Consider the following 19190-nt stretch of genomic DNA (forward strand, 5'->3'; position numbering starts at 1 on the left):
GGCATATTACCTCAGCATAAAATAGTAAATCAATGCCCAAACGGTAATAAAGAATAATCCCGGGTACAGAACAGACCTCAGCATCTGCATGTCCTTTTTCACAAAGGCCAGGTAAATCACATAAATGATAAATACGATGATGAGTCCTATTGGAATTAGTGGGTAAGTCATGGCATGTGTTTTAAAAGTTCGACATTATCATTGCGGAATTTTTGCGAAGGTTCCGGAAGTTTCAATTAAGTGAATCTTAAACCGCGTATTCACGAACGCAGTTCCCAGCGTAATTAAAGTTAATAAATTTATTTGATTTACGGCTTCAGATAGTGCACGGCCCCAAAACAGCCCTTATTCTATATCATCAGAAGAATTGTCGGAAACCGACATTCTGTTCCTGTGGTTAATTCCCCAGTCTTTCAGGGCATAGATAATCGGCGTCAGTGTGTCAGCGTACGCTTCTGCTTTGTAAATGATACGCGACGGATAATCATCCGAAACCGTCCGGCTGATGAGCTGGTGGCGCTCCAGGTCCTTCAGTTCCTTTGCCAGTACACGTGCACTGATTCCCGGGATACTTTCCTGTATGGCATTAAACCTCTCATTACCTACTGAAACAGAGATGATAATGGGCAGTTTCCATTTACCGTTTATAACATAAAGTGCATCGCGCACCGGATTTAAAGTGTCCAGACAATTGCTGCATTCTCTCTTTGCCATAGCCATCTATTATAATGATAGCACTTGCCTCTCGGAAAGCACTATACAAAAGTAAGTTAATTTTGGTAAATTTGCAGAACCATTTCACTTAACAGAAAATGATAAATATGAATAACCGAACAATATCATACTCAATCCTGGAACTCGCGATCGTTTCGCAGGGACAAAGTTTTAAGGAAACTTTAAACAATTCCCTTGTTCTGGCAAAAGAGGCCGAAGAACTTGGCTATAAGCGCGTCTGGTTTGCGGAACATCACAATTCCGAATCTGTAGGCAGCAGTGCTACCTCAGTACTTATCGGATACGTAGCCGAAAACACCTCCAAGCTCAGGGTAGGCTCGGGCGGAATTATGCTTCCGAATCACGCCCCGCTTATCATTGTTGAACAGTTCAGTACTCTGGCGCATCTTTATCCGGGCCGAATTGATTTAGGACTTGGGCGTGCACCCGGTACCGACCAGGAAACAGCCCGTGAGATCCGTTCCGATTTTATGCAGGCCGCACATTCATTCCCAAGAGAGGTGGCAAAGATTCAGCAGTATTTTTCAGCGGACAATAAAGCAGCGAAGGTCCGCGTGCCTATGGCCGAAGGAACTGACGTTCCGGTTTATATATTAGGTTCCAGTACCGACAGCGCACATCTTGCGGCTCAAAAAGGCCTGCCGTATGCTTTTGCCAGCCATTTCGCCACAACCCATCTGCACAATGCGCTTAGCATTTACCGTGACGAGTTCGAACCCTCAGAGTTTTTGGAGAAACCTTACACCATTGCTGGTGTGAATGTATATGTCGCAGATACGGATGAAGAAGCGCAGGAACTCTTTACGTCGCTGATCCGAATGTTTATTGGTATACTTACAGGCGCCCGAGATCCACTTTATCCGCCCGGACCCATGACCGACGATCTGGAGGAGATGTTCCATCATCCGGCGGTGCAGCAAATGCTGAAATACTCGTTTGTTGGAAGCCGGGAAACTGTGAAACGGGAAATCAAGCAGTTCCTGGATGAAACTCAGGTGGATGAGCTCATCGTAGTTTCTACAATGTTTAACCTTCAGGACAGGCTAAAATCCGCACGTCTGTTCTCGGAAATCATGACTGAAATAAACAATGAAGATTAAGCACCTGCCAATCAGAAAAGATTCGGATTTTCGCTTGGATTTTCTTTCAGTTCATCAAACTTAGCCTTCATCGTAGGATTGTTGTGCGTAAGTTTCTTGATGGTAAGATCCTCAGTTTTCTGATTGGCCAGTCTGAGGTTGTTTTCTGAAGAAAGCAGCGCTTCTTTGGTTTTCTGAAGTTGGATGATGGTTTTGTCAATCCCGTCAATGGCATCCTTAAACTTGCGGCTGGCCAAATCGTAATTCCGTGCAAATCCTTCCTTGAACTTATTCATCTTATCCTCAAAATGGGTAATGTCAATGTTCTGGCTGCGCACCAGTGCGAGTTCGGCCTTGTACTGAAGGGAGTTCATAGCTGCATTACGGAGTAAAGTGATTATGGGGATAAAGAATTGGGGTCTTACCACATACATTTTGTCGTAACGGTGAGAAACGTCTACGATACCGGAATTGTAATATTCGCTTTCCGCTTCCAGACATGAAACCAGAACTGCGTATTCGCACTTTTTTTCGTTACGGTCTTTGTCAAGTTCTTTCAGGAAATCGTCGTTCCTTTTTTTTGTAGCCGTTTCGTCGCACTCGTTTTTCATCTCGAACATAATCGAAATGATTTCATTGCCGGCATCATCAAACTCTTTGTAGATGTAGTCACCTTTACTGCCGGAACGGGCGTCATTGTCTTTTTCGAAATAGGCTTTCTGGAAAGCCGTAGCGCGCAGTTTGTTGAATTCAATTTCGCAGTGCTGCTCCAGTGATTCGCCCAGCATTTTTGTGCTGAGTTTAAGTTTCATATCACGTACACGTGCGATTTCATCATCCTTATATTTGATGATGGCTTCCTTGTTCTGAAGTTCCGTATTGTAATGTTGTTTCAGTGAACTTTCAAGGTTCTGTTTCTCCAGATCCTTGGTACGGAGTTCATGTGTGAGGGCATCGCGCTCCTTTTCAATCTTCTGCACAGCTTCGTTAACGGCCAGCTGTTTCTGAATCTCGACATTATCGATGAAGGATTTTAGTTTCAGGATTTCAGCTTCTTTCTGATTAATTTTTTCGGCCAGAGCCACTTCGCTCTGAGCTTTAAGTTCAGAAATTTCGCGGTCTTTTTTTGCCAGGTTTTCCTGAAGTGTCTGCCTTACCTGAGCCTCCGCCAGTTTTACGGCGCTTTCTTTTTCACGGTCGGCCAGCGCCAGCCGGGTTTTAAGTTCGTGTTCAAACTGATGGTCGCGTACCTGCCGCACAATATCGGCAAATCCGGCTTCATCAATTTTAAAGGCTTTGTTACAGTGGGGGCAGATTATTTCGTTCATGTTATTCGGTTCTAAATAAAGCTAAGCTAAGGATTATTGCTGGATTTTCGTTTGGAATTAGGCTAAATTCTTTCCAGCTCATCTGCACTGATTGTTGTTTTAAAGGTGCCGTAATTAACCGTTATTTTGTTTTTGGAAATTTTCTCTATGGTCCCAACGCTTGTGCTTCCGGTGATGCGAACCCGTTGTCCCGGTTTCAGCCATAAATCGCGTTCTTCCTTTTTCTTTTCCACAATCTTTTCGTGGGTTTCGGCAATTTTTTCCTGAATGTCAGCCTTTTTAAGCTGCTGTGTGATCTTGCGTTTTACGACCTGCAGTTTCTTGGTTTCATCCTTATCCGCGCCCAGCTTTCTGAATTTTTCCTGCTCCAGAATCTTTACAAAATCACGGACAACATCTTTCCGGGATTTCCCCTTCATATAGGCGTCAATAAATCCTTCAATCTTATTTCCGAACTGCAGTTTGCGGTGCTCTTCTTCATACAGTTTCTGGAAGTTAAACAGTTTCTGCTGCAGCTGCTCGTTCAGCTTCTGCAAATGATCGCGTTTGTCCACCACTGAATCCTGCTGTTCCGAAAGGTTGGTGCGCAGTTTCTGAACCTCGAATTTTTCCTGCTGAAGTTTAACAATGGTTTTGTCCAGATTAACCACATCTTTTTCAACCTTCTTCTTGGCAGATCTCAGGATAAACTGTGGGATTTTATTTTTCTCGGCCACCTCAAAGGTAAATGAACTGCCGGCCTGGCCCACTTCTAGTTTATAAAGTGGTTCCAGACTTTTTTCATCAAAAAGCATCGCCGCATTTTCAGCATTCGGAAGCTGTTCCACTACCAGTTTAATGTTCGTGTAGTGCGTGGTGATGATGGCAAAGCTTTTCTTCCCGTAAAAATATTCCAGAAAACTCTCAGCCAGGGCACCACCCAGCTCAGGGTCGGATCCCGTACCGAATTCATCAATGAGAAGCAGTGTGTTGGCGTCTGCTTCCTTTATGATGCCCGACATCTTTTTCAAACGTGAGGAGTAGGTAGACAAATGATTCTCAATAGACTGGTTGTCGCCGATATCAGTCATTATTTTGTCGAAGAAAAACATCTCCGACTTTGGATGAGCCGGAATAAGTATGCCGCTCTGAATCATCAGCTGCAGCAGACCAACTGTCTTCAGCGTGATGGATTTTCCGCCAGCATTCGGTCCGGAAATACAAAGGATCCGGTTATGTTCTGTAAGGGTCAGGGTTTGTGAGAATATCTGTTTTCCCTCAGCCTTATTACTTAAAAAAAGCAACGGGTGATAAGCCTCACGTAGCCGCAGGGTAGGATGGCGGTTTATTTTGGGGAGAATTCCGTTAATCTGCTCAGCGAATTTGGCTTTGGCGCGGATAAGGTCCAGATCAAAGATATACCGTTGATATTCGCTGAGCTGTGGCTGAAATTCAGCTATTTCCGCTGTCAGGTTCCGAAGGATACGGTCTACTTCTTTTTTTTCTTCCTCTTCATTTTCGCGCTGCTTAAAATAATGCTTCAGTACACTTTCCGGCTGAATATAGGTGATAGACCCGGTTTTGGAAATTCCTAAAACCCGTCCCGGTATCCTTTTTTTAAATCCGGATTTTACCGCCAGCACTCGCTGGTCTTCAATAATGGTCTCGCGGATTTCGTCCAGGAAATCACTTTGCCCATGCGCGGTCAGGGCCCGGTTGAAGTTTTCCTGAATGGCTTTTCGGGCAAGCTGTATTTCGTTACGGAGTTCTTTAAGTACAGGGGAAGCCTCACTTTTTACATCGCCGAAACGGTTAAAAACCTTGTCAATCTTGTCAATGATTTCTTTGCGGAAATCCAGGTCTTTGATTTCAGCGATCAGATGTGGAAATGTATCTGCGAAATTCGGCAGGAACTTTTGCAGTCGGCCAATTTGGGCTGTGATGTTTTTTATTTTGATAAATGACTTCGCGTCCAGGCGGAAGTTTTCAATTACCATCAGTTTCAGCTCATCGTCAATATCTTCAAACTCGTTAAAGGGAATGATGTTATGACTTTCAAAGCTAGTAAGAAATTCCGCAGTTTTTTTAAGGGTAAGTTCCGCCCCGTCTATAGGCATCGGACGGAGTTCCATAATACGGTCCTGCGTCTTGTGTGAGTATGCGAACGGAGTGATTTCGGCTAAAAGCGCCGGAAATTCCAGTTCATCTAAATCTTCTTGTTGTATCAGCACAGTGCAAATATAAGTTAAAAGTTGGTAGGCAATGGGAGCAGTTCGGGGGGTAATATATTGTTGCTGCACCGATTGAAGTCTTTAACTAGCCATCAAAGAATATTCCCCAAATGTTTTCCGGTTGCAATATCGCATCTGCGCGCAGTACCTGAATAAAATTAAGACATCCTGGCAAACCCGAAAGAAAATTATCTGCAAATTTGCAACTTAAAAAATGTCAATAATGGACTGGAAAGAAATCCTTGCCCCAATAAAAAAATCAGCGTACTTCGAAGACCTCTGGAAAAACGTTCTGTCGGAATATGCAAATACGCAATGCTTTCCGCCCAGGAAACAGATTTTCCGCGCCCTGGAACTTACTTCTTTTCAGGATGTCAGGGTTGTTATCATTGGACAGGATCCTTACCATAATGACGGACAGGCCAACGGGCTTTGCTTTTCGGTTTCAGAAAGTGTGTCCGCACCCCCTTCCTTAAAGAATATTTTTACAGAACTTCAGTCCGATACCGGCATCGAACGTACACGAAAGGACCTTGAAGATTGGGCAAAGCAGGGTGTGCTGTTGCTTAACGCCACACTAACGGTAAGGGCACACTCACCAAATTCCCACAAGGATTTAGGTTGGGAAAGGTTTACGGATTTTGTTATCAGCCAAATCGCAGACAAAAAGGAACATGTTGTTTTTATTTTGTGGGGCGCCTTCGCACAAAAAAAGGAGGAACTTATAGATTCCTCCAAACATCTTATAATAAAATCGGCACATCCTTCACCATTCTCCGTTTACCGGGGATTTTACGGCAGCAAGCCTTTTTCAAAAGTGAATGCGTACCTGTCCCGGAACAACCTGCCGGAGATCAAGTGGTAGTTATCTTACAGATGGCTCAACAGTGTTCTGCGCTACTTTCTCCACTTTAATTCCGATTACATATTTACCTGAATTGGCCGAAAATCCGGCTCCTGCTGTTGGGTAGGGGTCGGCCTGCACAAGTGTATATTGGTAGCCGTTAAAGTAAGCCTTGTTATCGTAACCTCTCTGCGGATTACTCTGGGTGGACAGTTTCACTTTTACCGGACGTGTATAAGTTCCCATCAGTTCAATCTGTGCGGTGGCCACGCCTTCCCACACGCAGTTTACCTCTTTAGGACACCGGCTGTCTTCCAGCATCTTTGCAAATGTGAAGGTCATGTCATGATTTTTCAGAAAAACTGATTCACCTTCTTTAAAATATAGCACTCCCGACATTTTTTCAGTTTGTGATGGAATTTTGTTTTTATTATCGCCAACAGTTTCCGCCGGTAGAATGGCAGCAGTGTCGGTTTTCTTTGAAGAAACAGTATTAGGCTTTTGTATCGCAGTCTCTTTCTTTTCCTGAAGATGTTGTTCCTGTGTAGAACAGGCCAATATGGAAAGTGAAGTGAGACCGGCTAGGAGGAAATGGTACATTGGTTGATTTTTAGGAATTAATGATATCCCACAGTACAACCAAAAACATTGCCACGCCTACTACGAGATTAAAGCCGGTTCCTATTATAAAACCGATAAAGGCTCCTTTCATGGAATTGAAGGCCTTCTTTCGGTCGCCCGCATCATGTAGTAACTCACCTATAAAAACACCGGCAAACATCCCAATCAGAAAACCAAAAGGTATAGGTATGAAAAATCCTGCAATAGTGCCGATTACAGAACCTATGCTGCCCCAGCGCGTGCCGCCGTATTTTCGGTTTGTCTTTGCCGGTATCAAGTAATTCAGAACAATTGAGGCCAGCGTAAGGATGGAAAATATCCAGATGTATGCCATTGAAAGGTCGGAACCGGTTCCGAATTTATAGATCAGAACGCCACAAAGGCTTAGTAAAAGGCCTGGAAGAACCGGCAGAATAGTACCTGCTATTCCAAGAACAAGCAAAATAATGCTTACAAGGCTTATAAGACCGTAATCCATATAGTGTTTTGTTAAATTATAAAAAAAGAAGAGCAGCCATTTAAGTGCCGCTCTCCGTTTTGCAGTATAATAATTTCAATTAAAGATTTAAAATTACATACTGAAGGATTGGGGCAGTATTTCCAATATTGCCCGTTGCATGGTTATGAAATGTGGTATAGTAGATATTTCCACTGGTAGATACTCCCGTGCAGGAGCCTACAGAGTCGCCGTGGGTTAGATGTGCCTGCAGGTCACTTTGGTTCACGGTAATGGTAACCGGTGTACCGTTATCATCATGACAGATCGTTACCCATCCGCTGTTTGCCGAGTTTCCAACAGGCATGGCAGGTGCGCCGGTGCTGTGGAATTTATTGGTGCGGACCATTAAGGCTTCGTTATTACGCTGTACCAGTACTTCCCAGAACGCAACGTCATAGCTGATAATCTTTTGCCATGAACCCAAATCGTACTGGATGTCCAGCGTATTGAAACCTAAAGCATTTGCAAGGTTCACGTTGCTCACAGCGCAGTTGGTATAAGTTGTAGCCGAACCCGTACTGGTGGAACACATAAGTGCATCCGGAATAAAACCGCCCGAGGTGTTACAGGCCGGTGTATTGTTATTCCCACCGAGCAGATACGCAACATCCCAGTCCGACGCATAAAGACTGCCGCCGTTGCTTACAAAGGTAGCCAGGTTGTCATAAACTTCAGTGTCATTATTCGGTGTTGAAGTGCCGGAATGACTTTGGCCACGAGAGCCGCAGTTCAGGAAAATAACATCATACTGCGAAAGCGTACTCATCACTTTCAGATCATTATAATCAATTTCAGTTACCAGATATCCCAGACCGGTCACAATATCTTCAATTTCATCATAGCTGCCTTTTACATAGGCCATGTTCGCTACCTGATTCAACTTGGTAAGATTTGCCGAAGCGACTACATTATCGGTTTTAGGTACGGTAATAGTAAACTCAGATCTGAAATTTGAACCATCGCCTGTTTGGATATGAATCTTACGTGGTCCTTCAGGCGCTTCAAGTGTGAAATCACCGGCAGAGTTGGAGTACGTATGATATAGTTTATTCTGGCTGTCGAAGGTGAACACCAGAGCGCCACCTATGGGTTTAATTCCGTTTTTAGCCATCACCTTACCGCTCACTGTACCTTTCTTGGTGCTTATGGGAGTGGGATTAGTCACTTCAACTATATTGTCTTCGCTGCGTATACAACCGTAGAGGGACAGCAGCAAAATACTGAGAAAAAGGTAAACTGTTTTTTTCATAGATTAATTTTTAATGGTTAATGATTGTGATTTGTGTAACAAATATAAAAAATTATTAGTAAAGCGTTAATTAAAAAATTAAATATATATAAATTTGTTATTGATTTTTTCAATCGACTATTCATTTGTGATTTACCGATACTGCTTACGATGGTTAATAATTAGTAAATTTGCGTTAATGAAAGAGGAAATTCAGCAAACCAAGACTTTACTGGCAGATCTGGTTTTGACCATTCACCGGTTTATCGCGGAAAATATTTCTGACCAGTGGGAGGTGCAGGTGCTCATAAAGTTCCTGATGCTGTTCGGGATCGTATTTACTTTGGATCTTTTGATTAAGATCATTCTGCTTCCCATCTTTTCCAGTTACCGCGACGGGGAAAAATATCCCTTCTTCAAAGCGGTGCACACTTCCGGAATTACGCGCTCCGTAGCTAATATCATTGCGCTCCTGCTTGGTAACATTCTTTTCACGGCCTTTTTCAGCGTTTATCATAAGGAAACCTTCAGTATACTGCATAGGGTGTATAACGTGGTTGCCATTGTGGCAGTTGCCAGAATGGGCCTGCGCGCACTGAAGGCTGTAGAGAATTACTTTTTCTATAAAAAGGATTATTATAAGATTGTCGCGCTTAAAGCCATTTCCGAAACCCTTAAAACAATAGGTATTTTCATCTTCATAGTGGTGCTGATTTCGGTGATCTTCGGAATACAGGGAACGACCATTTTGGGAAGTCTGGGGGCAATTACGGCGGTCCTGGTGCTGGTTTTCCGTGATACGATACTCGGATTTATGACCAGTTTGCACGTAGCAACCTCCAAAAACCTTAAGGTGGGCGACTGGATCGGTATCCCAAAATACAATCTGGAAGGCACTATTGAAGAGATCAACTTGCTAACGACTAAGATCGAGAATTTCGATAAGACCAAATCTACCATACCCACCTACGACTTGCTTTCCACTGAAATCAAGAACATGCAGGTGATGTCCGAAAGTAATACCAGGCGTATCAAGCGGTCCATCAGCTTCAATATAAAGTCGTTCAGGTTCCTGAGTCCGGAAGATATTGAAAAGTTCTCCAAAATAAATTTAGTGGCAGATTACCTTAAACTGAAAAAAGAAGAAATTGCCGCCGAACGTGCAGGTCTGCAGAATTCCGATCTTCTTATAAACGGCCGTCAGCTTACCAATATTGGGGTCTTCAGGGAATATACTTTCAATTACTTAAAAAACAGTGCGCATATAGATCAGGAAGGTACTCTGATGGTTCGGCAGCTCGAAAATACGCCGCAGGGTCTGCCTCTTGAGATCTATTGCTTCACTAATAATTCGGTGTGGACCAATTACGAAGAGATTCAGTCTGATATTTTTGACCATCTGCTTGTAGCTTCCCGCGAATTTGACCTGGAAGTAATGCAGTTTAACAAAATTTAAACATTAACGATGACTAAACTCAGTGTAAATATAAACAAGATCGCCACACTTCGGAATGCGAGAGGCGGAGAACTGCCCAGTGTGACCGAGGCGGCGGTAAAACTTCAGAAATTCGGCGCGCAGGGAATTACAATCCATCCAAGACCGGACGAAAGGCATATCACCCGAAAAGACGTGTATGACCTGAAGCCATTGGTAACAACCGAATATAATATCGAGGGAAATCCCCACCGCGCTTTCATTGATATGGTTCTGGAGGTGAAACCTGAACAGGTAACTCTGGTGCCGGATGCCGATGATGCCATTACTTCAAACGCCGGCTGGGACTGCCAAAAACACGGCGCTTTTCTTAAAGAAGTTATCAGGGAGTTTAATGATGCGGGTATCCGTACTTCCATTTTTCTGGATCCCAATCCGGAAATGGTAAAATATGCCGCCCAAACAGGTGCGGACCGTATTGAACTCTACACGGAAGCGTATGCAAAAAACTATACGGTGAACAGGGAGCAGGCCGTTCAGGATTATGTGAAGACCGCTGAAGAAGCTCACCTTAACGGACTTGGAGTGAACGCAGGTCATGATTTAAGCCTGGACAATCTTAAATACTTTGCAGATACTGTTCCGGGACTGTTGGAAGTGTCCATTGGACATGCTTTGATTTCCGAAGCACTCTATATGGGAATGGAAAATACGGTACAGGCCTACCTGAAAAGGCTCGCTAAGTGGTAAAAGGGGCAATTTTATTGCTATTTTTGAATTAAAATTTTTTAGAATGAATATTCTCCACTCAAAGATATACGGACAGGATAAATCCGGAATGCCATTGCTCGTATTTCATGGTCTTTTTGGGATGCTGGATAACTGGGCGAGTTTCGGGAAAGTGATGGGCGAATTTTTTCCCGTGCATCTGGTCGATTTAAGAAATCACGGCAAAAGTTTCCATTCAGAGGATATGTCGCACGATGACTTGGCGCACGATATTGCGCATTATATGGAAGCCCATAGCCTGGAAAAAGTGAACCTTCTGGGCCACTCTTTGGGTGGTAAGGCAGTGATGCAGTTCGCCGTAAAATATCCGGTGAAAGTTGAAAAACTTATAGTTGTAGATATCGCTCCCAAAGCCTATCCGCCTCATCATCAGGGAATAATTAAGGCGCTCCAAACGGTAGATTTTCAAAAACTGACTTCACGTCAGGAAGTTGAGGATGCTCTTAAAGAATATATTCCGGAAACATCGGTCATTCAGTTCCTCGCAAAGAACCTGTACTGGACCGAAGATAAAAAGCTTGCATGGCGCTTTAACCTGAAAACGCTTTCCGAAAAGTACGACCAGTTTGTATCCAACGCAATTAAATTTGGCGTCTTTACCGGAGAAACACTCTTTATCAGTGGTGCCAAATCTAACTATATCCTGCCTCAGGACGAGTTTCAGATCAAGCAGCAGTTTCCTCACGCTGCTGTAGTTACCATTGCCAACGCCGGACACTGGGTTCAGGCTGAAAATCCAACAGATTTCAATGAGGTAGTAAAGGATTTCATTTTCAACATTAAGAAATACTGATGCAAACGGATCACCACACCTTATGGTTTTAGTCACAGGCGCAACAGGTATTCTTGGCCGGATAATCATGCTGGAACTCCTGAAACGGGGTTATACGGTACGCGCCGCTAAGCGCAGCACCAGTGATCTCGCGGAGGTAAGGGAATCACTGCGCTATTATACAGACGCTCCGGATGAATTCTTCGATAAAATAGAATGGGTGGATATAGATTTCACAGATATTCACTCCCTGGAACATGCATTAAAAGGTATTTCCAGCGTTTATCACAGTGCCGGAAAAGTGAGTTTTTATCCAGCCGATGAGGAGGAGATTTACAAGACCAATGTAACTGGTACTACTAATTTGCTTTATGCCTGCGAAAATTCGTCGGTGCAGGAGTTTTGCTTCATCAGTTCTGTGGCAGTGCTTGACGGCCTGAATGATGAAGGTCTTATGGACGAGAGTTCGGATTTCAATCCTAAGCTTACACACTCGCCTTATGCCATTTCAAAGCATTTATCGGAGATGGAGGTGTGGCGCGCTTCCGCAGAAGGACTGAAGACAGTGATTGTAAATCCTGGTATTATCCTGGGAAGCGGTAACTGGAATGCCAGCAGTGGCGAACTGTTCAGCAGGCTTGAAAAGTACCCCTTTGCAATGCCCGGCAGTACTTCTTACATAGATGTCCGGGACGTTGCACAGATTTCGGTACGTCTTATGGAAGAAAAGATATTTAACGAAAGATTTATTCTTTCTGCCGAAAACTGTAAATATCTGGATATTGCCACCATTGTACGCAAGAAACTGGGTAAGCCGGAACCTAAAGTGATAACCAAAAGCATCCTGAATGCCGGATATTTGCTTAACCTGATCTTCGGTGGGCTTTTCCCGGGATTGCGGATTATGAATAAAACAAACCTGCAGACGGTGAGCTCCAACAGTCATGTTTCCAATAAAAAGATTATTGAAAAACTTAACTGGAAATTTATTCCGGTCCGTGAAAGCCTGGAATTCCACCTATCAAATTATATTTCACACCAAACCAAACAATAATAGTTCTGATGAATATCGCTGATTTTCTGAATGTTAATGCAAAAAAATATCCTTATAAAGCTGCAATTGGTTTTAAGGTCAGGGAAGACTGGAAGGAACTGAACTGGCCGCGATTCCGCGACATGGTTTTCAAGACGGCAAACGCGCTCCGCGATGCAGGGATTGCCGAAAACGACTGTGTAGCCATTTACTCAGACAATTCTGCGGAATGGATTACAATGGATTTGGCAGTACTGAGTTTAGGTGCTGTTACAGTACCGATATATTCCACCAGCAACAGAGAGCAGGCCGCTTACATCCTTAATGATTCCAAAGCAAAGCTGGTGCTGGCAGGAAATCAGGAACAGTATGATTCCTGTTATGCTATATTGGAGAAGAGCTCAGATTTGCAACAGATCATTTTGGCCAAAAAGAAAGACTGGATTAAGAAGGACCGAAGTGTTTATTTCGAAGATTTCATCAAAAAAAGTTCGCCTAAATTTGAGATTTGCCCTAAAGAAGAAGATGACGTCGCTACCCTTATCTATACTTCCGGAACTACCGGAGTGCCCAAAGGGGTGATGCTTACTCACGGAAACTTCCGGGAATGTTTCAAAGCTCATTTTGACTTTTTTAAATTCCGCGATTTTGAGCGGGAGCATTCGCTTGCATTTCTGCCGCTTACCCATGTTTTCGAACGAAGCTGGACCCTGCTTTGCCTTTCAGGGGGTGTCAAAGTGACTTTTCTGGAGAATACGAAACTCATCGCTCATACGCTCACAGAGGTAAAACCTACGATGATGTGTGCGGTTCCGAGATTCTACCAGAAAATTTATTCCGGTGTGAACGATATGGTGAATGAAGGCTCAGCCTCAAAGAAGAAAATCTTTGCCTGGGCGCTGGATGTGGGAACGCAGGTTGCCGAACGTAAAAGACAGGCTAAGAATGTCCCGCCTGGACTTAGTTTGAAAAATGCACTGGCTAACCGGCTTGTTTTTGCAAAGATTAAGAAAAAGATGGGCGGCAAACTTTGGTTTATGCCCTGCGGCGGTGCATCCATTTCACCGGAAGTTACCCGCTTCTTTGATGCGATGGGAATTCATATTACAGTTGGTTACGGACTTACCGAAACCACTGCCACGCTCACGGCTTTCCCGTTTACCCACTACAGGCATGGCACTGCCGGTATTTCTTTAGGTGATACACAGCTTAAAATCGGCGAAAATAATGAGATTCTTGCGAAGGGGAGCGGCATTATGAAAGGCTACTATAATAAACCTGACGAAACCGCAGCGGTCTTTACTGCAGACGGCTGGTTTAAAACCGGTGATGCCGGCGAGTTTGACGAACAGGGCAACCTTACGATTACAGACCGCATCAAGGACCTGATGAAAACCTCAAACGGAAAATACGTGGCGCCGCAGCCAATTGAAAATCTGCTTTCCAATAACAGTCTTATCGAACAGGTTATGGTAGTGGCCGAAGGCAAACCTTATGTCAGCGCGCTTATAGTCCCCAACTTCGAGAACCTGAAACAACATGTTGAGCAGCTAAGCATTCCATTTTCATCGTGGAAGGAAATTGTGAACCTTCAGCAAATCAAAGACCTGTACCACCAGAAACTTGAAGAGATTCAAAGTGGCCTGGCGGGTTTTGAGAAAGTTAAGAAATTTGAACTGATGCCGGCTGAATTTGAGATCAGCAATGGCGAGATTACACCTACACTAAAGATAAAAAGAAATATCCTGCTTCGGAAATACGAATCGCTTATTGAAAGCATGTACGATGCTAAAATGGGCTAATACCTAATGGATTACTATAAAATGGAAAAAGAATTTTTGTCGGATCAGTCATTTGAATTAAGGGACTTTACGGTTTCTGCCAGCTGTCCGTCCAATATCGCGCTTATAAAATATTGGGGTAAATATTCCGGGCAGATTCCGGCCAATCCAAGCATAAGCTATACCCTGAATCATTGTAAGACAAATACCGAACTTGAGTTTATAGCAGGCGAGGGGTTTTCAGTTCAAACTTTCCTGGCAGGAAAAGAAGAACTGAAGTTCGCTGAAAAGATTGAGAAATATTTCAGAAGCATTGAGCCGTATTTGCCCTGGATCCTGAAGGGGAAATACATTATCAGGACAGAGAATACCTTTCCGCACAGTTCCGGAATTGCCAGTTCAGCCTCGGGGTTTGGTGCCATTGCCAAATGTCTGATGGAAGTTGATGAAGCATTCTCCGGAGAAAGCGGGGCTGAATTTAAAGTGAATAAAGCCAGTTTCTTGGCCCGTTTAGGCAGTGGCAGCGCGTGCAGAAGTCTATATGAAGGTCTTGTGGTTTGGGGCAAAACGTCTGAGGTGGATGGCAGCAGTGACTTTTTCGCAGTGCGATACCCGGATGCTGATATTCATCCTGTATTCAAAAATTTTAACGATTGGGTTTTGTTGATTCATGAAGGTGAAAAATCGGTGAGCTCCACTGTCGGTCATGGCCTTATGAATACCAACCCTTACGCTGAGCGCAGGTTTCAGGAGGCACATGAAAATTTTACTTTGCTGAAGGAAGTTCTGCGAAATGGAGATATGGAAGGCTTTATAAAATTGGTGGAGCACGAAGCACTGACGCTTCACGCGATGATGCTGATGAGCGAGCCTGCTTTTATCCTGATGAAAACCGGAACGCTGGCCGTCATTAACAAAATTTGGGAATTTAGGAAATCTACAGGTTTACCGCTGTTCTTTACGCTGGATGCCGGAGCTAATGTCCATTTACTTTTTCCAAACAATGGAAGTGAGGGCCAGATAAAAGAATTTATAGAGGCTCAACTACTTCAGCATACCCAAAATAACGGCGTTGTTAAAGATGTAATGAAGTTCTAGCAAAAAGACATCTGATGAAAATCCATCATATCGCGGTCATCTGCTCGGATTATGAAGTTTCCAAAAAATACTATACCGAAGTTTTAGGACTTCAGATCTTACGTGAGGTTTACCGTGCAGAGCGAAAATCCTATAAACTGGATTTGGGAATAGGTGATCAGTATGTGATTGAGCTTTTTTCATTTCCTGATCCGCCACCACGGCCGTCACGGCCCGAAAGCTGTGGGCTGAGACATCTGGCTTTCAGTGTAGAATATATTGAAGCAAAACACAGTGAATTAATTAACAAAGGACTGGCTTGCGAAGATATCCGCACAGATCAGTTTACCGGAAAGAAGTTCTTCTTTACTCAGGATCCCGACGGTCTGCCTATTGAATTTTACGAAGCTTAAAGCTTTTCAGCAAGTTGATTTGTAAGTTGCTGATTAGCTAATGCGGATGTTCGGTTCTGTCCCGGTTGTCCGACTCCTCCTTTCTGCCTTCCACTATGAGTTCATCCACAACTTCCTTCTCTTCCTCTTTCAGGGTTTTCACTTCGTCATCCTGCACATATTTCGCGGCCGGATCGATATGGAATTCGCACAGAATAGGGAAGTGGTCCGAACCTATATGTTCCAGGGTTTCCAGCCTGTCTACAAATATATCCGAACTGTGGAAGAGTAAATCCAGCGGCACGCGGAAAAACCAGTATTTGGCATGGAATGTGGCCAAAATTCCCCGGCCAACACGCGCATCAATCAGTTCGCTGGTCTTACGGAAAAGTATGGAAGTATCGGACCAGGCAACAGTGTTGAAATCGCCGATAACGAGTGTAGGAGTTCTTGATCCCCGAATTTTCTTGGCCACGCACAGCAGGTCACCGTCGCGCTCTTTCGAGGTGCGTTCTTCAGTAGGACTTGGCGGCGGCGGGTGTACGCCGAATATAATAAAGTCCCGGCCGTCTTCAGTTTTAAAATGAGACTCAAAACTCGGGAGGTCCTCAGCTACATAAAAATGAATTTCAGACTTCTGCAGCGGCAGCTTGGAATACAGATGCATTCCATAAGTATTGTCCAGCGTCATCTTTTGGGTGTGCGGATAATCACTTTCCAGTACACGGTTTGAGGTTTCCCATTTGGAATCGCTTTCCATCGTGATAAAAATATCAGGCTGGTGTTTGGCAATAAGTTCATGGAACCTCCCGAAATCCCTGTTGAACTGATGTACATTAACCGAAAGAACCTTCACAGTAGAAGATGACTGCGGTGTCCTGGACGTGTTCTTCCTTTTGTAGAACTTCGTATAGCGTATCAGAATGTACAGATGATAACATATTAGTCCCAGTTGTGCTGCATTCAGGACCCAGAACCATAGGTCTTTGCTAACCAGCATGATACTTAGAGCGAAAACAGCGGTCTGCAGAATCAGCAGTTGTATTTTCATGAATTCCGGTACCCGGAAAACCCAGTGCTGATTCCTGATAAAGGGCAGGATGCTCAGTAGGATAAGCAGCGCGGACAGTACGTTTAAAAACAGTTCCATAGTTTAGTTAATGCAAAGTAAAATAAAAAAGTTACAATTAACCCTTTCCCGCCCAATTTTATTCGCAGTTGTGCTTTGTGCCTTGTAGTTGCTTTTGTATTTTTGCCTGCCTGCGCAATCCATTGACTGGAACTGCAGGAATTATTCTTCATTAAAATTAAGCATATATGAAAATCGGAATATTGGGTGGCGGACAGCTGGGACGGATGTTAATTCAGGAGGGTCTGAAGTATGATGATGAGTGGTTTACCCTGGATCCTGCTGCAGATGCGCCATGCAGTTCTATTTCGCATTTCACGCAGGGCAGGTTTGATGAATATGAAACGGTATTCAATTTCGGCAAAGGAAAAGATGTAGTTTCAATTGAAATCGAGCATGTTGATGTTGATGCACTTTTTGAACTGAAAGCTTCCGGGATCAGAGTATGCCCGAGCCCGGAAATAATTCAGGTCATTCAGCAGAAAATATTGCAGAAGAAATTCTACAAAAAACATGGTATTCCCAGCCCGCAATTTCAGATAATCCAGAATAAGTCTGAAGCAGACTTTCCGCTGCCGTTCGTGCAGAAGATGAATACAGGTGGTTACGACGGCAAAGGAGTTCAGGTAATACGAACTGAAGGGGATTTAACCAAACTCTGGAATGTATCTTCGGTATTGGAGAGCCTTGTTGATATTGAAAAAGAGCTTTCCATCATCGTGGCGATTGGCGAAGACGGCGAAACCAAAACATTTCCGGTTACCGAAATGGTGGCAGACCCAAAACTGAATCTCCTGGATTTCAATATTTGCCCGGCACATATTTCTGAAGAGGTGGAGAAGCAGATCGCCGACATCACCGCGCAGTTCACCAAAGCCGCCTGCTCAGCCGGTCTTTTTGCAATTGAACTCTTCCTCGATAAGGAAGGAAAGGTATGGGTAAATGAGACTGCGCCCAGGCTGCATAATTCCGGTCACCAGACGCAGGAAGGAAATGCCAACTCGCAATTTGAGCAGTTGTGCAGGATCCTGAAAAACGTACCACTGGCCGATACAGACGCCATGGGTTACTCTGGCATGCTGAATCTTGTAGGCGATGAAAACCATTCCGGTAAGGTAATGTATGAAGGTTTGGAAGAGGTGATGAAACTGCCAAAGACTTATGTACACCTATACGGAAAAACCAACACGAAACCCGGACGAAAAATGGGTCACATCAATGTATTGGCAGCCAGTCGCGAGGAACTTATGGAAAAACTGATCCGCATTAAGTCGATGGTGAAGGTTACTTCCGTTTAAGCATTCCGGGACGGTAGTTCATGATGATGACTCCGGTGATGATGAGTATCGCTGCAATGATAAACTTCACGGTGATTTCTTCATTCAGCACGAGCCAGCCCAGAAAAATGGCAATACCTGTATTGACGTAGGAAAGCATTGATATTTGCGTGGGCCGCAGTCTCTTCAGCGCATAATTGAACGCAAAATAAGCAGCCACCGAGCCAAAACAGGCCAGATAAACCGTTGCTGCGATACTTCGGGCCGACCATAAACGGTAATCACTTTCTTCGGAAAAAAGGAAGGCGATAATCAGCTGCACGATTCCCGCGAAGGCAAACTGGTAAAACAGGTTCAGAAAAAGATTATCGTTGCGGAACTGAATTTTCTTCGTGTAGATGGTTCCGCCTGCCCAGCCGAATATGGCCAGGAAAAGCAGGATTATGCCGAAAAGATAATCCGGATTTGCAAAATCTGACATTCCGTTCCAAAAGATAAACAGCACGCCGCTAAAGCCGAAAAGAATCCCGGCAACCGATCGGAAAGTAAATTTTTCCAGTCCGAAAATTACACTGCAAAGCAAAACGGCTATGGGTGACATTGAACTTACAAGGGAGGCCAGACTGCTTGAAATATGGGCTTCGGCCACGGTGGTAAGTCCGTTGGCAACGATTAGCATCAGCGATGAAAGGGTGATCTGCACCATGAAGTTACGGCGCCCGATCCATTTTAACTGTCGGCGCGCAACCAGGAAAAGAACTAAGATAAGTGCGGCCAACAACTGCCGTAATCCGGCTACAAACCAGGGCGGAATGGTCTCCACGCCGATCTTTATGCCCAGGAAGGTGGTTCCCCAAACGATGGCCACCGTAAGTACGGCAATGATGAGCCTGATGTCTGCGCTGATTTTCACGTTGCAAAAGTAGCCATTCCGCACGTCATGCCGTCGCTTTTCCTAAAT

At 44.2% G+C, this 19190-nt stretch carries 19 protein-coding genes; 10 read left to right on the forward strand and 9 right to left on the reverse strand.

Going from position 1 to position 19190, the window contains the following annotated elements; genetic code table 11:
- Nucleotides 1–6 precede the first annotated feature (6 nt).
- Nucleotides 7–171 carry a hypothetical protein gene (locus tag H1R16_RS11310; RefSeq protein WP_181886441.1) on the reverse strand — a complete coding sequence of 55 codons (165 nt, stop codon included), beginning with the start codon at nt 169–171 and terminating at the stop codon, nt 7–9.
- Between the two features lie 174 nt (nt 172–345).
- Entirely contained in the window at nt 346–714 is a 369-nt protein-coding gene (locus H1R16_RS11315) for a winged helix-turn-helix transcriptional regulator (RefSeq protein WP_228451045.1), read from the reverse strand.
- 107 nt (nt 715–821) lie between these two features.
- Here H1R16_RS11315 and H1R16_RS11320 point away from each other — a divergent pair, with 107 nt between their 5' ends.
- Nucleotides 822–1835, forward strand: coding sequence for an LLM class flavin-dependent oxidoreductase (locus H1R16_RS11320; RefSeq protein ID WP_181886439.1), 1014 nt, complete (start codon nt 822–824; stop codon nt 1833–1835).
- Between the two features lie 11 nt (nt 1836–1846).
- Here H1R16_RS11320 and H1R16_RS11325 read toward each other — a convergent pair whose 3' ends face one another.
- Nucleotides 1847–3142, reverse strand: a complete 1296-nt coding sequence (locus tag H1R16_RS11325; RefSeq protein ID WP_181886438.1) for a DUF2130 domain-containing protein — start codon at nt 3140–3142, stop codon at nt 1847–1849.
- A gap of 62 nt (nt 3143–3204) precedes the next feature.
- Nucleotides 3205–5352: an endonuclease MutS2 gene (locus H1R16_RS11330; RefSeq protein WP_181886437.1), complete on the reverse strand. Its 2148-nt coding sequence runs from the start codon at nt 5350–5352 to the stop codon at nt 3205–3207.
- A gap of 223 nt (nt 5353–5575) precedes the next feature.
- On the opposite strand from H1R16_RS11330, the gene H1R16_RS11335 reads away from it, so the two are divergent.
- Nucleotides 5576–6217: a uracil-DNA glycosylase gene (locus H1R16_RS11335; RefSeq protein ID WP_181886436.1), complete on the forward strand. Its 642-nt coding sequence runs from the start codon at nt 5576–5578 to the stop codon at nt 6215–6217.
- On the opposite strand, the gene H1R16_RS11340 is transcribed toward H1R16_RS11335, so the two are convergent.
- The 3 genes from H1R16_RS11340 to H1R16_RS11350 all read right to left on the reverse strand — a co-directional run bounded on the left by H1R16_RS11340 (nt 6218) and on the right by H1R16_RS11350 (nt 8565).
- Nucleotides 6218–6796 (reverse strand): hypothetical protein, encoded by a 579-nt coding sequence (locus H1R16_RS11340; RefSeq protein WP_181886435.1) that lies wholly within the window; start codon nt 6794–6796, stop codon nt 6218–6220.
- Nucleotides 6797–6806: 10 nt separating this feature from the next.
- Nucleotides 6807–7295, reverse strand: coding sequence for a DUF456 domain-containing protein (locus tag H1R16_RS11345; RefSeq protein ID WP_181886434.1), 489 nt, complete (start codon nt 7293–7295; stop codon nt 6807–6809).
- Nucleotides 7296–7374: 79 nt separating this feature from the next.
- A complete protein-coding gene (locus tag H1R16_RS11350) occupies nt 7375–8565 on the reverse strand; it encodes a lacto-N-biose phosphorylase central domain-containing protein (RefSeq protein WP_181886433.1) in 1191 nt (396 codons plus the stop codon).
- Between the two features lie 178 nt (nt 8566–8743).
- On the opposite strand from H1R16_RS11350, the gene H1R16_RS11355 reads away from it, so the two are divergent.
- Genes H1R16_RS11355 through gloA2 form a run of 7 tightly spaced genes read left to right on the forward strand, consistent with a single transcriptional unit; the run spans nt 8744 to nt 15844 of the window.
- Complete coding sequence (locus H1R16_RS11355; protein WP_181886432.1) at nt 8744–10000, forward strand: mechanosensitive ion channel family protein; 1257 nt, start codon at nt 8744–8746, stop codon at nt 9998–10000.
- A gap of 9 nt (nt 10001–10009) precedes the next feature.
- A complete protein-coding gene (locus H1R16_RS11360) occupies nt 10010–10729 on the forward strand; it encodes a pyridoxine 5'-phosphate synthase (protein ID WP_181886431.1) in 720 nt (239 codons plus the stop codon).
- A gap of 43 nt (nt 10730–10772) precedes the next feature.
- The gene (locus tag H1R16_RS11365; protein WP_181886430.1) at nt 10773–11561 is read left to right on the forward strand and encodes an alpha/beta fold hydrolase; all 789 of its coding nucleotides are present in this window, start codon (nt 10773–10775) and stop codon (nt 11559–11561) included.
- 22 nt (nt 11562–11583) lie between these two features.
- Nucleotides 11584–12594 carry an NAD-dependent epimerase/dehydratase family protein gene (locus H1R16_RS11370; RefSeq protein WP_181886429.1) on the forward strand — a complete coding sequence of 337 codons (1011 nt, stop codon included), beginning with the start codon at nt 11584–11586 and terminating at the stop codon, nt 12592–12594.
- 8 nt (nt 12595–12602) lie between these two features.
- On the forward strand, nt 12603–14375 hold the full coding sequence (locus tag H1R16_RS11375; RefSeq protein WP_181886428.1) for an AMP-dependent synthetase/ligase: 1773 nt from the start codon (nt 12603–12605) through the stop codon (nt 14373–14375).
- Between the two features lie 21 nt (nt 14376–14396).
- The gene (locus H1R16_RS11380; protein ID WP_181886787.1) at nt 14397–15452 is read left to right on the forward strand and encodes a diphosphomevalonate/mevalonate 3,5-bisphosphate decarboxylase family protein; all 1056 of its coding nucleotides are present in this window, start codon (nt 14397–14399) and stop codon (nt 15450–15452) included.
- Between the two features lie 14 nt (nt 15453–15466).
- A complete protein-coding gene (gene gloA2 / locus H1R16_RS11385; protein WP_181886427.1) occupies nt 15467–15844 on the forward strand; it encodes an SMU1112c/YaeR family gloxylase I-like metalloprotein in 378 nt (125 codons plus the stop codon).
- A gap of 37 nt (nt 15845–15881) precedes the next feature.
- On the opposite strand, the gene H1R16_RS11390 is transcribed toward gloA2, so the two are convergent.
- Nucleotides 15882–16973 carry an endonuclease/exonuclease/phosphatase family protein gene (locus H1R16_RS11390; RefSeq protein WP_181886426.1) on the reverse strand — a complete coding sequence of 364 codons (1092 nt, stop codon included), beginning with the start codon at nt 16971–16973 and terminating at the stop codon, nt 15882–15884.
- A 167-nt stretch (nt 16974–17140) separates the two neighbouring features.
- Here H1R16_RS11390 and H1R16_RS11395 point away from each other — a divergent pair, with 167 nt between their 5' ends.
- On the forward strand, nt 17141–18250 hold the full coding sequence (locus H1R16_RS11395) for a 5-(carboxyamino)imidazole ribonucleotide synthase (RefSeq protein ID WP_181886425.1): 1110 nt from the start codon (nt 17141–17143) through the stop codon (nt 18248–18250).
- Here H1R16_RS11395 and H1R16_RS11400 read toward each other — a convergent pair.
- Nucleotides 18237–19142, reverse strand: coding sequence for a DMT family transporter (locus H1R16_RS11400; RefSeq protein WP_181886424.1), 906 nt, complete (start codon nt 19140–19142; stop codon nt 18237–18239). The genes H1R16_RS11395 and H1R16_RS11400 overlap by 14 nt on opposite strands.
- Between the last annotated feature and the right edge of the window lie 48 nt (nt 19143–19190).

This window comes from Marnyiella aurantia (assembly GCF_014041915.1).
GTDB lineage: Bacteria > Bacteroidota > Bacteroidia > Flavobacteriales > Weeksellaceae > Marnyiella > Marnyiella aurantia.